The sequence below is a fragment of the Streptomyces sp. NPDC028635 genome, assembly GCF_040637635.1.
Classification (GTDB): domain Bacteria; phylum Actinomycetota; class Actinomycetes; order Streptomycetales; family Streptomycetaceae; genus Streptomyces.
This window is the reverse complement of sequence record NZ_JBEZWX010000028.1, coordinates 44,741-60,733: the sequence shown is the minus strand read 5'-3', so window position 1 is coordinate 60,733 and position 15,993 is coordinate 44,741. Positions and strand designations below refer to the sequence as shown.

Sequence of the window (15,993 nt, the reverse complement as noted above, 5' to 3'; positions counted from 1 at the left end):
CTCCTTCGTCGTCTCAGCCGTCGTCCTCGGGGTGCTTCTTCTTGTGGTGCTTGCCGTGCGGCCCATCGGTCGTGACGGTGACGGCCGCCGGCCGGGTGGCCTCCGGGGCGGGCGACCGGGCGCCGCCCGGGGCCGGTGTGCCGGTCGCCGGGGTCTGCGAGGTCTGCGGGGTCTCGGCGGAGCTGCGGTCGGGTGCGAACCAGGTCATGCCGGCCAGCAGCGCGCCGACGAAGAGCAGGACGCCGGCGAGCATGGCGGCCACCTTCTTCCCGGGGCCGCCGAGCGCGCGCGTCCGGGCCGGGCGGCGGCGCTGCTCGCGCGCCGGGAGGCGGCGCTGTTCGCGCGCCGGGAGGCGGTAGGTGGCCACGGCGGCGGGCGCCGGGGGCGGCGGTACGGGGGCCGCGGGCTCTCTGCTGGGCGGCAGCGGCTCGGCGCGGCCGTGCCAGGCACCGCCGGCGAACCAGTCGGCGATCGCCTGGGCGCTGGGCCGGTCCTCGGGCTCCTTGGCCAGCAGGTCGAGCAGGAAATCCTCGAAGGCGGGGGGCAGGCGGACCCCGAGGTCGCGGGGCGGGACCGGGGCGGCGTCGAGGTGCTGATGCAGCACGCCGAGGGCGGTGTCGGCCTGGAACGGCGGCTGCCCGGTGAGGAGTTGGTACAGCACGCAGCCCAGCGCGTACACGTCGGACGGGGGACCGGCGGGCCGGCCGAGGGCGCGTTCCGGCGCGAGGTAGAGGCCGGTGCCGACGATCTGCCCGGTCGCGGTGAGGGCCGCGCCGGGGTCGTCGAGGAAGCGGGCGATGCCGAAGTCGCCGATCTTGAGGGTGCCGTGGGGGTCGAGGAGCAGGTTGGCGGGCTTGATGTCGCGGTGCACGATGCCCTGCTGATGGGCGGCGGCGAGACCGGCGGCGGCCTGTGCGGCGATGTGGGCGACCCGCTCGGCGGGCTGCCGGGTGAGGCGGGCGAGGCTGTGGCCCTCCACCAGTTCCATGACGAGGTACAGACGCTCGTCGTGCTGCCCGAAGTCCAGTACGCCGACCACGTGCGGATGGTTCAGCGCTCCCGCGGTCTGCGCCTCCAGCCGGAACCGGGCGGCGGCCGTGGCGTCCGAACTCGCCTGTTCCAGCAGGAGCTTGACCGCGACGGGTCTGCTGAGCATCTCGTCGTGCCCACGCCAGACCTCTCCCATCGCGCCCCGCCCGATGGGTTCGAGCAGCCGGTACCGGCCCGCTATCAGCACCTGTGACTCATCCTCGTCTCGCACGATTCGACGTGACCGCCGCAGACCGTGCGCACCGCCGGAGCCGGCGGTGACGGTGGGGGGAGGCCGCAGCGAGCACAGCGTACTGGCGTACCGGCCGTGCGGTCCCAACTGCCCCGTGGGATTCAGGTGGTGGCCTCGGGCGTGGCGGGGTCGAGGTAGGTCACGGTGGTCCGTGCGGCGTGCGGGGCGAGCAGGCCGAGGAGTTCGTCGGCCGCGACCTTGAGCAGGTCGCCGTCGCGGCCGGCCTGGACGGTCTCCAGCAGGAAGGCGACGTGGGTGGAGTCCTCGGTGACCCGGGTGCGGTGGGCGTCACGGTGGTTCCAGTGGCGGGTCAGGACGCCGGCCGTGTCGGCGTAGACGATCTCGCCGGGGGCGGGCTGCTCGGTGGTGCCGGGTTCGCCGAGCGGGGTGAAGGTCTCGGTGCCGTCCGCGGGGCGGATGGTGACGTCACCGCTGACCTGCTCCAGGTCGAAGGCTCCGGCCGGCAGACCGTGGCGTACGGAGACGGCGTTGTAGGAGTCGACGGCCGGGTTGATACGGGGCAGGGTGCCCTTCTTGGCGAGGCGGCGGCCGAGAGCGTCGACGCTGGGGCGGACGCGGCGCGGGTTGGTGCCGAAGGAGCGGTAGGCGCTGTGCCAGGCCTCGATGCGGGGGTCGTTCTCGTCGGCGGGGCGCCAGGTGCCGTCGGCGAGCTGCTGCTCCAGCTCGCCGAGCGCGGTGACGGTGTGCGGCCAGGGCTCGTGGCCGCGCAGGCCGGTGGCGGTGACCAGGGCGATCAGGGTGCCGGGGAAGGCGTCGGCGACGGCGGGGGCGATGCGGAAGGAGGGCATGGCGGTTCTTTCGGTGTCCTGGGCGGGGGAGGTGGCCGGGCGGGGCCCGTGTCCGTGCGCCGCGTCGGTCAGGTCAGGGCGAGCAGGCCTACGGCGACGGCGGCGGTGCCGAGGCCGACGAGCTGGCCGCGGTGGACGCGTTCGGCGAGCACACCACGGGCGAGCAGGACCGTGCCGGCCGGGTAGAGCGCGGTGATCACGGCGACGACGGTGAGGTCCCCGCTGCGGGCGGCGAGCAGGAACAGCAGGTTGGCGACGGAGTCCAGGACGCCCGCGGTGGCCGACAGCGCGTACGCGGGCCGCTCGGGGCCGAGACGGCGGCGCAGCAGGGCGGCCGCGGCCAGGGTGACGGCCGAGGAGACGGCCCGGCCGACGATCAGCGGGGCGACGCCGCTGCCGGACGGAGCCTGGTGCAGGAAGACTAGTTGCAGGGCGATGGCGGCGCCCGCGCCGAAGGCCAGGGTCAGCGCCGTACGGGAGGGGCGGGCCGCGCCCGCGCCGTGCCCGGCGCTGACCAGGACGACCGCCACCAGGGCGAGCGGCAGGCCGATGAGACCGGCGGCGCCGAGGTGCTCGCCCTGGGCCAGTCCGACGGCGACCGGCAGCGCGGCGGAGACCAGGGCGGTCACCGGAGACAGCACGTTCATCGGGCCGATCGCCAGGGTGCGGTACAGCAACGCGAACGCGGCGGCGGAGGCGACTCCGGAGGCGGCGCCCCAGCCGAGGGCCGCGGCGGAGAAGGTGGCGCCGAGCACGGGCCACAGCAGCAGTTCGACCGCGAGGCTGGCCGGGGCGGCGACCAGGACCGTCCGCAGCACATGGGCCTTGCGGGCGCCGAGGCCGCCGAGGAAGTCGGCGCAGCCGTAGGCGAGTGAGCTGCCCAGGGCCAGCAGCAGAGCGAGCACGGTACATCCCTTACTATTTAGTGGAACGACCGCACCGTACAACAAAACGACCGCCGGGTGTCAACCGAACGACCGCGCGGTGCATCGAAGTGGTCCAGCGAGGATGGTGAACCGTGGCCGAGACAGCCGCAGCCCTGCGGACGGTCGCCCACAACGTCAAGGCGGCCCGCGCCCGAGCGGGACTGTCCCTGGACGAGCTGAGCCGGCGCGCGCAGGTCAGCAAGGGCGCGCTGGTCGCGCTGGAGAAGGCGCAGGGCAACCCGAACCTGGCCACCCTGGTCCGCCTCGCCGACACCCTCGGCATCTCGGTGTCCGCGCTGATGCAGGGCCCGCCCTCGGGCCGGGTGCGCGTGGTGGACGCCGCTGCCGTCGCCCCGCTGTGGACCGGCGAGCACGGTGGCGAGGCCCGGCTCGTGCTGACGACGTCGGGGGCGGCCCCCGTCGAGGTGTGGCGCTGGCGGCTGGAGCCGGGCGAGGAGTACCCGAGCCATCCGCACCAGGCCGGTGTCGTGGAGACGGTCAGCGTCACCTCCGGCCGCATGGTGCTGGTCGTCGACGGCACCGAGCACCCCGTCGAGCCGGGCCAGACCGCCACCTTCGACGGCGACACCCCCCACACCTACCGCGGCGCCGGCACCGGACCCTGCCACCTGATCATGACGGTCCACCTCCCGCCGGGCCCCGGCGATGCGCGGGTCTCAGCCCGCTGACGGCGGCCGCGCCCCCGCTTGCGCCCGGCCTCGGTTTCAGCCCCCGCGTCCCGTGCCCGGAGGCTGAAACCGCGCTGAAGCCGCCCTGAATGCGGCCCCCCGCACGCTACGGGGCATGACGACGACCGAACACGAGCCGGCGATCGCGGCCGGCGGACTGCGCAAGGCCTACGGGGACAAGACCGTCCTCGACGGTGTGGACATCGAGGTGCCCGCGGGCACCGTCTTCTCCCTGCTCGGCCCGAACGGGGCCGGCAAGACCACGGTGGTCAGCATCCTGTCCACCCTCATCTCCGCCGACGCCGGCCAGGCCCGCGTCGGCGGACACGACCTCGCCGCCGAGGCCCAGGCGGTCCGGGCGGCCATCGGCGTCACCGGCCAGTTCTCCGCCGTGGACGGGCTGATCACCGGCGAGGAGAACATGCTCCTGATGGCCGACCTCCACCACCTGCCCCGCAAGGAGGGCCGGCGGGTCACCGCCGAACTGCTGGAGCGGTTCGAGCTGACCGAGGCCGCCCGGAAGCCCGCCTCCACCTACTCCGGCGGCATGAAGCGCCGCCTCGACATCGCCATGACCCTGGTCGGCAGCCCGCGGATCATCTTCCTCGACGAACCCACCACCGGCCTCGATCCCCGTTCCCGCCACACCATGTGGCAGATCGTCCGCGAACTGGTCTCCGACGGCACGACCGTCTTCCTCACCACCCAGTACCTCCAGGAGGCCGACCAGCTCGCCGACCGGATAGCGGTCCTCAACGGCGGCCGGATCGTCGCCGAGGGCAGCGCCGAGCAGCTCAAGCGACTGGTGCCCGGCGGCCACGTCCGCCTGCGCTTCGCCGACCCCCAGGCGTACGAGAGCGCCGCCGCGGCCCTGCGCGAGGCCCAGCGCGACGACGACGCCCTCACCCTGCAGATCCCCAGCGACGGCAGCCAGCGCGAACTGCGCGCCATCCTCGACTGGCTGGACAGCGCCGGCGTCCAGGCCGACGAACTGTCCGTGCACACCCCCGACCTGGACGACGTGTTCTTCGCCCTGACCGCCCCCGCGACCTCCGAGAAGGAGACCGTCCGATGATGAGCACCGCCGTCCGCGACAACGTCACCATGCTGCGGCGCAGCCTCCTGCACGCCCGCCGCTACCCCTCCCTCACCCTGAACCTCCTGCTCACCCCGGTGATGCTGCTCCTGCTGTTCGTGTACGTCTTCGGCAACGTGATGAGCGCGGGCATCGCCGGCGGCCACGCGGACCGCGCCGACTACGTCGCCTACCTCGTCCCCGGCATCCTGCTGATGACCGTCGGCATGACCTCGCTCGGCACCGCGGTGTCCGTGGCCACCGACATGACCGAGGGCATCATCGCCAGGTTCCGCACCATGGCCATCTCCCGCGCCTCCGTGCTGACCGGTCATGTGATCGGCAGCGTCATCCAGACCGTGCTGGCTCTGGCGGTGATCCTCGGCCTCGGTGTGGCCATCGGCTTCCGGCCCGACGCGAGCCCGGTGGAATGGCTCGCGGCGGTCGCCCTGATGGCCCTGGTCAGCCTCGCCCTCACCTGGATCGCGGTCGGCATCGGCCTGGTCAGCCCCAACGCCGAGGGGGCCAGCAACCTCGGGATGCCGCTGACGATGCTGCCGCTGCTGTCGAGCGCGTTCGTACCGGTGGACGCGATGCCGGCCGGCTTCCGGTGGTTCGCCGAGTACCAGCCCTTCTCCCCGGTCATCGAGACCCTGCGCGGCCTGCTGCTCGGCACCGGGATCGGCACGAAGAACGCGGCGCTGGCACTGGGGTGGTGCGTGGCCCTCACCGTGCTGGGCTACCTGTGGTCCAAGGCGTCGTTCAACCGTGAGCCGCGGCGGTGACCTACGGGCGGGGGTCGAGCACCCCGCGGACAGGGTCCGTCGCCCCGCACCCCTGCGGGTCCCGGCCCGCCGCGAGCTCCCGCAGTGCCTCGATGCGCAGTTCCTCCCGCCCCAGGGCGGCGTACCTCGACCTCGCGTCGGTGTACGCCGCCCTGTCGGCGTTCTCGGCCGCCGCGTCGGCGCGCGCGGAGGACAGCGTCGGCAGGTCCCGGATCACCGGCATCCGTTCCGCCAGCGCCACCAGCCGCACCGCCGCGCTCTCGCCCGACGCCATCCCGGCGTGCCCCAGCGCCAGCAGCATCGTGCCGTGCACCGGGAGTTCGACCGGCGCGGCGATCCCCGGCGGGGCGCTCAGCATCCCCAGCAGCCGCTCCCGCAGCTGCCCGGCGAGTGCGGCCACCGGCTCCAGCCGGCCGTGCTGCGCGTGCGCCGCCAGCGCCGCCGACTGCACCTGGAGGGACCACGGGTCCACGAACGGGTCACCGGCGTAGCGCCTGGCGTCCTCCCGCACCTGTTCCACCGCCCGGCGCCACAGCCCGAGCCCGACCTCCGTCAGGCCCCGGGCGAGCGCGATCTCGGCACGGGCCGGCAGATCGGGCGCGAAGACGCGGGCGGTCTCCGACTGCCGGTCCAGGGCGGTCAGGCCCAGCCAGTACTCCGCCTCGTCGAGCTCCCCGCGCTGCAGGCAGGCCAGCACCAGCCCCCAGTACACGCCGATCGAGTCCGACCAGTCGCCGTACTCCTCGAGCGCGCCGAGCGCGGCCCGCAGATGTTCGTACGCCTCGGCGCCCCGCTCGGACTGCAGGCACAGTTCGCTGACCCGGCCGTGGCCGAGGAGCCGCACGGCCGGGTTGCCGAGCGGTCCGAGGGCGTCCAGGAGATGGCGGGCGTGCGTCAGCGCCCGCTCGGCGTCGTGCTCGCCCTCCCACACATAGCTGGCGATGCACGCGGCGACCCCGGCCAGCAGCGGCTCACCGGCGTCGCACAGCTCCTGAAGCCGTGTGTAGTGCGGCGGCCGCATCTCCGGCACGGCGCACAGGACGACGGCCAGCGCGCGCAGCAGCGTGTCCGGCGGTGCGGGCGGCAGACGGCGCAGCACGACCAACTGGCGCAGGGCGTGCGGGCCGTGGCCCATGAACAGGGCGCCCGTGATGACGGCGGCGGCGCTGCGGGCCGGCTCGACGTCGTCCGGGCCGGGCCGGAAGTGCGACAGCGGGCCCGCGGTGTCGGCGGCGAGCGCGGAGAGCCGGGTGTAGTGGGTGTCGATGGCCCACAGGGAGGCCAGTACGGCGGTGACGGCGGCGGTGGTGGGGGCGTCGCCGCGGGCCAGCGCGTGCCGCAGCGCCAGGACCAGGTTGTCCTGCTCGGCGCGCACCTCCACCAGGGCGCCCACCGGTCTGCCGCTGAACAGGATGTCGTGCCGGTCGCGGCCGAACTCCCGTGCCCAGTTGAGGAAACGGTCCGTCACCCGCTGCTCCTCGCCCGCCTCCGCCCGCCGGGCGGCGCTGAACTCCCGCAGCGTCTCCAGCATGTGGAAGCGCACCCCGGCCGGGCTGTCCCCGACCTTGACCAGGGACTGCCCGGCGAGCTGTTCCAGCACGGTCAGCGCGTCCACGTGGTCGCCGAGCACCTGCTGGGCGGCGTCCTCGCTGAAGCCGCCGGGGAACACCGACAGGGCGCGCAGCGCGGCCCGGCCGTCCTCCTCCAGCAGCTGCCAGCTCCACTCGACGACGGCCTGGAGCGTGCGGTGGCGTGCGGGTGTGTCGCGGGCGCCGCCGCGCAGCAGCCGGAAGCGGTCCCGCAGCCGGCGGTTGATGTCGGCCACGGACAGCACCCGCACCCGGGCCGCGGCGAGTTCCACGGCGAGCGGCAGCCCGTCGAGGTGCCGGCAGATCTCGGTGACCTCGTCGGCGGGCAGCTCCACGCCGGGCCGCACGGCCCGCGCCCGCTGGGTGAACAGCTCGACGGACGTCGTCAGCGCCAGCTCCGGCAGGGCGTACACGGACTCCGAGGTCAGCCCCAGCGGGGCCCGGCTGGTGGCGAGCACCCGCAGCCGGCTGGAGCGGGATATCAGCGTCTGCACCAGGCCGGCCACACCGCCGAGCACCTGCTCGCAGTTGTCCAGCACCAGCAGCGCCGGTCCGCCGCCCAGGGCGCCGAGGATGCCGGCGGCGTCGTCGGCACCGCCGGCGAACGACCGGCCGTCACCGGCGCCCACGGCCGCGGCGACCTCGGCGGCGACGTCGTCGTCGGCGACGACACCGGCGAGCGGGACGAAGTGCACGACGGCCTGTTCGGCGGCCCGGCTCACCGCGTGGGACAGCCGGGTCTTGCCCAGCCCTCCGGGGCCGACGACGGTGACGACGCGGGCCTCACGCAGCAGCCGGGCCACGGCGGCCACGTCGGCGTCCCGGCCGAGCAGCGGGTTCGGCTCGTGCGGCACGCCGTGCCGGACCGGTGCGGCGCCCGAGGCCAGCAGCTCCTGGTACACGGCTGTCACACCGCGGCCCGGGTCGGTGCCCAGCTCCTCGCGCAGCGCGCGCCGGTAGGCGTCGTACCGGGTGAGCGCCGCGGCCCGGCCGGCGGTGGCGGCCTCGCAGCGCAGCAGCTCCGCCAGCACCTCCTCGTCGCGGTGCAGGTCGCGGGCGAGTTCGAGGAGGGGTGCCAGGGCCTCCTGGCGGCGGTCCAGGCGGGCCAGGGCCAGCGCGCGGGAGCGCACCAGCGAGCGGTGCGCGGGGACGAGGCCGGCGCGCAGGGCGGCCACCGGGTCGTGCAGGTCCTGTCCGGCCGCGGCGTCCACGGTGCCGTCCCACAGCGCGAGTCCCGCCTCGGCCCGCGCCAGCGCGGCCGCGTGATCCCCGGCGCGGGCGCGTTCGGCGCTCGCCTCCGCGTGCCGGGGCAGCGCGCAGGCGTCGATGCGGGACTCCTCCAGCGCCAGCCGGTACCCGGTCGGTGTGCTCACCACCAGGTCGGCGCCGAGCTGCGCACGCAGCCGGGACACGAGGACCTGGACGGCCTTCCCGGGCCGCTCGGGCAGCTCCTCGGGCCACAGCCCCTCCACCAGCCGGCCGGTGCTGCACCCGGCGCGCAACTCGCCGGCGAGCAGGGCGAGCAGGCCGCGCAGCCGGGGCGCGGTGATCTCCCGCCCGCGGAAGGCGACGGTGGGCAGGAGCGTCAACTCGGTGGTCACGCCTGCAGAGTAGTCACCAGGGGAAGCCCTGGGGGGCTGTCGGGCTCGGATCCGATCACGACGGCAGCTTCCGGCAGCGCGTGGACGGCCCGGCCGACCCGGACACGCCGTACCTGCTACGACTGTCACCGGGCGGTCGCCGGTCGGTGCCGGACACGGGAAGGGCCCTGCCCCCACCGCTCACGACGGCGGCGGGGGCAGGGCCCGGGTCCCGGAGGCGCTGTGCGCGCCTTACATGTAGTAGCCGAACAGGTCGGCGATCACGTGCACGCTGCCGGCGTTCGGACGGAAGTCGATCTTTCCGTTGACGACCGGCACGGTCACCAGGTTGGCCACGGTCTGGCCCTTGACCCAGTTGACGCTGGAGGCGTTGGGCAGGGTGGACCCGTCCGGCCAGACGGTCAGGAAGCCGTTGGACGTCGGGGCGGTGACGGTGACGTTCAGGACCACGGCCTTGGCGTTCGCCAGGGTGTGGCCGTCATTGACGTTCAGCACCAGCGTGGCGCCGCCGGGCACCGGGGTGTTGCGGGCGGTGCCGAGGGCGTAGCGGGTGTCGAGCAGCCGGCTCGGACCCGCGGTGTGGAAGGACGAGCCGGTCGCGTCGGCCGTGAAGTAGCCGGCGACGTCCGCGATGAAGTGCACGGTGCCGGTGCCGGCGTTGTACAGGTTCACCTTGCCGTCGGTGCCGATCGGCAGGACGACCATGTTCGGACGGGTCTGGCCCGCGAGCCAGTTGATGTTCGACGACTCGGTGCGGGTCGCGCCGTTCGGGTACGCGATGAGGTGACCGGTGGAGGTCGGCGCGGTGGCGGTGACGTTCATGACCACGGCGGTGGCGCCCGTGGCGGGCACTCCGCCCCGGCCGGCGACCTGAAGGGACACGGTGCCCTTGCCGGTGACCGGCGTCTTCGTGGTCACGCCGTTGGCGGCGCGGGTGTCCAGCACGCGGGACGGACCGACGGGCAGGTAGGTGCTGCCGCCCGCCTCGGTGGTGTAGTAGCCGGCGACGTCCGCGACGAAGTGCACGGTGCCGCTGGAGGCGTTGAACAGGTCGACCGAGCCGTCCTTGCCGACCGGGACGGTCACCAGGTTCGGGATGATCTCGCCCTTGAGCCAGTTGCTGTTGGACGACTCCGGACGGGTGGTGCCGCTCGGGTAGGCGATGAGGTGGCCGGTCGCGGTCGGCGAGACGGCGGTGACGTTGATGACGACCGCGGTGACGCCGGTGGCCGGGACGCCGCCGGCGCCCGTGACCTTCAGCTTGACCGTGCCGTTCGCGGCGACCGGGGAGGTGCCGGCGCGGCCGGTGCCGTAGCGGGTGTCGAGGACGCGGGCCGGGGTGAGCGCGTTGAACGTGCCGGCCGGGGAGCGCGGGACGGAGGCGCACAGGCCCTTGACGATCTCGCGGCCGTTCGGCGTGCCGAGACCGGTGGCGAGGTCGTAGCCGGCGCCGGCCTGGTACTGACCGCTGTAGTTGCCGGAGTCGGTCACGTTGTTGTTGCCGGAGGTGACGTCACGGAACGCGGCTGCCGGCAGTCGGTACAGCGCGTTGTGCGCGTAGCCGACGCTGCCGTTGGCCTGGCAGGCGAGGTCCTGGTCGGCCTGGCCGATGAGCGCGGCCCACACCGGGGCGGCGCCGCTGGTGCCGCCGATGATGTTCCAGTACTGGGTGCCGCTGCTGTCGTGTCCGAAGGCGACGGGGTAGCCGGTGGCCGGGTCGCCGACCGCGGACACGTCCGGGACCTGACGGCAGACCGTGCCGGTGGCGGCGGCGCAGGCGTCGTTGTAGCCGGCGCCGGTGCGGTTCTGGAAGCCGTTCGCGTCCACGCTGAAGCGCTGCGAGACACCGCCGCCGGAGCCGGTCCAGGTGGTCTGGTTGGAGACCGCGGTCCGCATGGAGGTGCCGCCGACACCGAGGACGTACGGCGAGACGGCCGGGAAGTCGGTGACGAGCTTGTCCTGGCCGGGGATGGTCTCGTCCGGCTGGTAGCAGCCGGTGGAGCCGCTGTCGCCGGAGGCGGCGACGACGGTCTGGCCCTGCGCGGCGGCCTGCTGGAACAGCAGGTTCTCGGCGTCCATCACCTCGGCCGGGGTGTACGTCTCACAGCTGCCCCAGCTGATGGAGACGACCTTGGCGCGGTTGTCGGTGACGATCCGGCGCAGCGTGGCCGTGCCGTCGTCCCAGGTGTTCTTGCCCTGGTAGACGAGGACCTTGGACTGCGGGGCGAGACCGACGATGGTCTCGACGTCCAGCGCGGTCTCCATGCCGATGCTGTGGACGGGGTCGACCGGGTCCGTGGGACCGCCGTTGACGCGCACGGAGCTGACCGAGGCCTTGGTGCCGTGGCAGGCCTGGTAGCTGTTGATGTCGCGCAGGTCGTAGTTCTCCAGCGAGTAGACCGCGATGGTGGTGCCGGTCTGCACGTTGGGCTGGTCCGCCATGTTGTACGCGGCCGCGAGCGACCGGGCGCTCCAGTAGTCCGTCTTGTCGTACGCGGCCGGGTAGTCGTCGCCGGGCGTCGCGTACAGGTTCTTGATGTCGGTGCACATGGTGCCGGTGGTGCCGGTCAGCCGGGACTGACGGGCGCCGTCGGTGGTGTGCTGCAGGCGGGCCGGACCCTTGGCGCCGGTGTTGCGCGGCGTGCGGGCGGCGAGGGTGTTCAGGCCGACGACCGCGCGGACGTCACCGGCGACGGCGCCGTCGAGCTGCGGGGCGCGGGTGTTGGTGAACCCGGTGCTGCCGTCCTTCAGCTTGTAGCCGTCGAAGTCGGTGGCGAAGGCCTTGGCGGCCTTGTCGACCGTCGCGTGCACGGGCAGCGTGAGTCCGTCGGACTCCAGCGCGCCGACCTCGAGGCCCTTGGCGGCGAGCCGCGCGCGCACCCGCTCGACGGTCTGCGGCGTCGCGCCGAAGCGGTCGGCGAACTCGCCGGAGCCGAGGTACTTGCGGTAGTTCGGCGACGCCGGGTCGGAGACCTCGGCGACGAAACGGTTCAGCGCCGCGGGGTCGCGCGGCTCCAGAACGACGCTCAGGTCGAGCGCCTCCCCGGCCGCCGGGTCCGCCGCGCGCACGGCGCCCGCCGGCACCTTCGGCGCGCCGCCGACCCGCTGCGGGGCCGGCTCGCCGGACGTGGCCGCGTACGACACCGGTGTCACGGTGGCGGTCACGGCCAGGGCGGCTATGGTCGCCGCTCCCCATCGATACGCCTTTTCACGGGCGGTTCGGCCCATGCACACTCCCTCTTCGTCATCTGCGTCATCCAGGTGCGTGGGCAGGTGACACCGCGGAAGGGTGCGCCGGTGCGGGCACGCGGGCATACGACATGCGGCATGCGGGCACGGCGAGAGCGCGAAGAGTACGTGTCGGAGGCCCGGCCGCAGCCGGACCACGTAGAGCCCCCCCGGCGGTGTCACCGCTCCCACGCGGTGGACGACGGCCAGAAACGAATCTCTATCAGCCGGGGGATCGGCCCGCCAAGGCGGGGGTGGGTACTTTGCTAGACCGTGATCATGACAAGCCGGGGTGTTACCGGACATAGCCGCCGTCTGCTTCGCCGCACACACCGAAAGCGGTGTCTGTGGCCCTTGTTATGCTCCGGCTCACCTGCAGTGGGGGGCACGGCAGGGACAGGGGGAGGGACTCTTGCTGAAGCGTCATGGCCTGGTCCGGGGAGTGCTGGCCACCGCGGTGGCGGCCGGCGGTCTCCTGCCGCTCGCGTCGAGCGCCGTCGCGGACGACCCGGCCCCGCCACCGGAGGTGGTGATCCCGGCGACACCGCGGCCGGCCCCGGTCGACGCGGCGCTGTACCAGTCGGGCATGTCACGCTTCGGCTGGGCGGACGCCGCCGGAGCGGACGGCGTGTTCTACGCCGACGGGAAGGCGGGCGGCGTCGTCTGGACCCGGTACGCCGACGGTCGGAGCACCAGGGTGCCCGTGCCCGCCGGGAACATCCGGGCCACCGGCTCCGACACCCTGGCCGTCCTGCGCGACGGCGAGGTGGAGTTCCATGGTGCCGACGGCAGCGTGCGCCACCTGGCCCTGCCCGGCGACATCAAGACGGCCGCCATGGCCTTCGGTTCGACGGCGGTCGCGTACCGGATGGTCACGCAGCCGGACGGGACACGGACGCCGGAGTCGACGCACCTGCTGTCACTGCGGCCCGACGGAACGACGAGAGACCTGACCCTGACCGGCCCGGACGGCGTGGCGTTCGACCGGGTCATCGGCGGCGACGAGTCGAGCGTCGTGGTGGCGACGACGGCCCGGGACGGGCAGCGGCGCATCGGCATCGCCTCGACGCAGACCGGACGCGTCGAGGCCCTGACCCCGCCGGTCCCGCAGTCGTACGAGAACGTGAAGCTGTCCCCGGCACACCTGGTGGTGTACAGCGGGAAGAACGGCGTTCACGACATCCTGGCGTTCTCCCGCAAGGACCTCTCCGCCCCGGCCACCGTGGTCCCGGGGAACCGGATCGACCCGGTCGACTACACCAAGAACCACGGGTTCGCGATCGTCGGCGACTGGCTGGTGTACTCGTACGCCCGGACCCTCGAAGGAGTGCCCATCTCCGGCGGTCCGGCCGTCACGCTGCTTCCCGAGACCTTCTCCGCACCAGCCGCCGGACCCGACGGCACCGCCGCCGCCATGGGCGGCAGCGACCCGGTCCGGTGGGGGGTGCAGCACATCGCCCCCGATGACTCCGGCAGGCCCGTCGCGCGGCTGGTGAAGCCGCTGCCCAACCCCGCGCGCGTCGAGGGCGTCGCCCTCGCCCAGGGACGCCTGTCCGTGGTCGACGACAGCGACGACACCCCCTTCGAGTACGTCCGCACCCTCGGCGCCTCCGGCACCCCCGCAGCCGGCGAACGCTCCAGGCTCACCGACGTCCCGCTGCGGGCCTGCGCCGACGACGACGTCGACTGCGCCGAGTACCGTGCGCTCGGCGACGGCCGCTTCGAGCGCCGCATCGGCGGCTACTACGTGGTGAACGGCCCCGAGCGCGGCGACTTCCGGTCCGCTTGGCTCGGTGCCGGCCGGCTCGTCGACATCGACGGCGAGTACCTCGTGCACGACGCCGCGGACGCCAAGAACAAGCAACAGGTGTACTCGTTCACCGAGGAGCGCGTCGTCAAGGAGCGCGCGGCCACCGCCGCCGCCCTGTGGGGCTCGTGGCTCTGGACCCCCGGCACCGCGCAGGGCACCCTGAGCGCCGAGGACCTGACGACCGGCAAGCAGGTCGAGACCGCGGACGCCGCCACCCCGTGCGTCCCCAAGGAACTCCAGGCCGTCGGCCGCTGGCTGTACTGGAGCTGCGGCGCGAACGGACCGGCCGGCGTGTACGACCGGGACACCAAGGCCACGCAGCCCGTCCCGGCCGGTGAGGCCCTGCTCGGCGACGGCTACGTCGTCACGCACGACATTGCCGCCGCGCAGCTCGTGCTCACCGGCGCCGACCGCGCCCACCCGGTCAGCCGGGTCGTCGGCGCCCTGCCCGCCACCGGCGTCTCCCAGCGGCACATCCGCTGGAGCGTCGACCGCTTCGGCGGCCACGTGGCGTACGTCGACGCCGACGAGCAGGTCCACGTCGTGCCCACCGGCATCGCCGCCCAGCCGCTGTCGGTGCTGCACCGCACGGCCGCCACCTCCCTCGCGGCCGGCGAGCCCGGCGCGGACCTGGTGTCCCTCCTGCTCAACAAGCCCGCGGGCGCGTGGACGGTCACCGCGCGGCACACCACCACCGGCCGCACCTTCGACGTGGGCTCCGGCACCGACGCCCGCGGCCTGCTGCGGGTGCGCTGGACCGGCAAGGACACGGCCGGGCAGCTCATGCCCAACGGCCAGTACACCTGGACGCTGACCGCCGCACCGGCGGACGGCACCGGACCGGCCCTCCGCCAGAGCGGCACCGTCGTCCTGACCGGCGGCCTCTCCCCGGCGACGACGAGGTTCACGCCGGTCGAGCCCGAGCGGCGGATGGACACCCGCACCGGAGCCGGCGTCCGCAAGGGCAAGGTCGGATCCGGCGGCACCGTGACCCTGAAGGTCACCGACTCCGCCGACGTGACGGCCGTCGCCATGAACGTGACGGCGACCAACGCGACGGCGTCGACGTACGTCTCGGCGTACCCGGCGGGCACGCCCCGCTCCAGCGCCTCCAACCTGAACGTGCCGGCCGGCCGGACGGTGCCGAACATGGTCGTGGTGCCGGTCAAGGACGGCAAGGTCACCTTCTACAACCACGCCGGCACGGTGGACCTGATCGCCGACGTCACCGGCCTCTGCACGAGGGCGGCCGGTTCCCTGTACGAGCCGGTGCGGCCCGCGCGCCTGCTCGACACCCGCAGCGGCCTGGGCGCGCGCAAGGCCAAGGTGGCCGCCCGCACCACGGTGCCGCTGACCGTCGTGGGCCGCGGCGGACTGCCGGCCAAGGGCGTGACCGCGGTCGTCCTGAACGTGACCGCGACCGACCCGACTGCCTCGACCGTCGTCTCCGTCGTCCCGAACGCCACGACGACGGCGTGGTCGGGCCCTTCGGTCCTGAACGTCCCGGCCGGGGGGACCGTGTCCAACCTCGTCGTCGCGCAGGTGCGCGACGGCCGGGTCTTCCTCTACAACCACGCCGGTTCGACCGACCTGGTCGCCGATGTCGCCGGGTACTTCACCGACGGCGACCTCGGTTCCCTGTACCAGCCGCTGGCCCCGGCCCGCGCCATGGACACCCGTGACGGCACGGGCGTACGCAAGGGCACGGTCGGCCCCGGCGGCACGGTCACCCTCCAGGTCACCGGGCGCGGCGGCGTCCCCGCCACCGGCGTCACCGCGGTGGTCCTGAACGTGACGGCGACCGGTCCGACGGCGTCCACCTACATCTCGGCGTACCCGTCGGGCACGGCCCGCACCAGCGCGTCCAACCTGAACCCCGGCCCCGGCGACACGGTGGCCGGCCTGGTGGTGGTCCCGGTGATCGACGGCAAGGTCACGTTCTACAACCACGCCGGCACGGTGCACCTCATCGCGGACGTGGAGGGCTTCTACGCGCCGTAGCGACGACGGGCGCCACCGACCTGACCCGCCCTCACCACGGTGACATGCCGGGGTGGTTCCTCCCCCCGAGGAGGGGGAGGAGGCGGAACGCGGCATGGACCGCCTGGCCATCCCGAGGATCCCCGTGCTCGTACCGATGTCCGTCTGCCGATGCCGTGCTTGCGCCTCATATCGCGTCCCCTCACGCTGGGAGCGTGA

At 73.9% G+C, this 15,993-nt stretch carries 9 protein-coding genes; 4 read left to right on the top strand and 5 right to left on the bottom strand.

The features are described from left to right. Positions 1-13: 13 nt before the first annotated feature. The 3 genes from AB0E88_RS25865 to AB0E88_RS25855 all read right to left on the bottom strand — a co-directional run bounded on the left by AB0E88_RS25865 (position 14) and on the right by AB0E88_RS25855 (position 2,996). Complete coding sequence (locus AB0E88_RS25865; protein ID WP_361634937.1) at positions 14-1,237, bottom strand: serine/threonine-protein kinase; 1,224 nt, start codon at positions 1,235-1,237, stop codon at positions 14-16. 146 nt (positions 1,238-1,383) lie between these two features. Next, a complete protein-coding gene (locus AB0E88_RS25860; RefSeq protein WP_361634861.1) occupies positions 1,384-2,091 on the bottom strand; it encodes a phenylalanine--tRNA ligase beta subunit-related protein in 708 nt (235 codons plus the stop codon). Between the two features lie 68 nt (positions 2,092-2,159). After that, positions 2,160-2,996, bottom strand: a complete 837-nt coding sequence (locus AB0E88_RS25855) for an EamA family transporter (protein WP_361634858.1) — start codon at positions 2,994-2,996, stop codon at positions 2,160-2,162. A gap of 113 nt (positions 2,997-3,109) precedes the next feature. Between AB0E88_RS25855 and AB0E88_RS25850 the strand changes: the two genes are divergently transcribed. The 3 genes from AB0E88_RS25850 (at position 3,110) to AB0E88_RS25840 (ending at position 5,566) form a co-directional block, all read left to right on the top strand. Then, positions 3,110-3,706, top strand: a complete 597-nt coding sequence (locus AB0E88_RS25850) for an XRE family transcriptional regulator (RefSeq protein ID WP_361634855.1) — start codon at positions 3,110-3,112, stop codon at positions 3,704-3,706. Positions 3,707-3,821: 115 nt separating this feature from the next. After that, complete coding sequence (locus AB0E88_RS25845; protein WP_361634852.1) at positions 3,822-4,781, top strand: ATP-binding cassette domain-containing protein; 960 nt, start codon at positions 3,822-3,824, stop codon at positions 4,779-4,781. After that, positions 4,781-5,566, top strand: coding sequence for an ABC transporter permease (locus tag AB0E88_RS25840; protein WP_361634934.1), 786 nt, complete (start codon positions 4,781-4,783; stop codon positions 5,564-5,566). The genes AB0E88_RS25845 and AB0E88_RS25840 overlap by 1 nt, the downstream gene beginning before the upstream one ends. Before the next feature lies 1 nt (position 5,567). Here AB0E88_RS25840 and AB0E88_RS25835 read toward each other — a convergent pair whose 3' ends face one another. Together AB0E88_RS25835 and AB0E88_RS25830 are read right to left on the bottom strand one after the other, a co-directional pair. After that, positions 5,568-8,756 carry a BTAD domain-containing putative transcriptional regulator gene (locus AB0E88_RS25835; protein ID WP_361634849.1) on the bottom strand — a complete coding sequence of 1,063 codons (3,189 nt, stop codon included), beginning with the start codon at positions 8,754-8,756 and terminating at the stop codon, positions 5,568-5,570. A gap of 231 nt (positions 8,757-8,987) precedes the next feature. Continuing rightward, the gene (locus AB0E88_RS25830) at positions 8,988-11,921 is read right to left on the bottom strand and encodes a protease pro-enzyme activation domain-containing protein (RefSeq protein ID WP_361634846.1); all 2,934 of its coding nucleotides are present in this window, start codon (positions 11,919-11,921) and stop codon (positions 8,988-8,990) included. 475 nt (positions 11,922-12,396) lie between these two features. On the opposite strand from AB0E88_RS25830, the gene AB0E88_RS25825 reads away from it, so the two are divergent. Continuing rightward, positions 12,397-15,795 (top strand): hypothetical protein, encoded by a 3,399-nt coding sequence (locus tag AB0E88_RS25825; protein WP_361634843.1) that lies wholly within the window; start codon positions 12,397-12,399, stop codon positions 15,793-15,795. Positions 15,796-15,993: the final 198 nt, after the last annotated feature.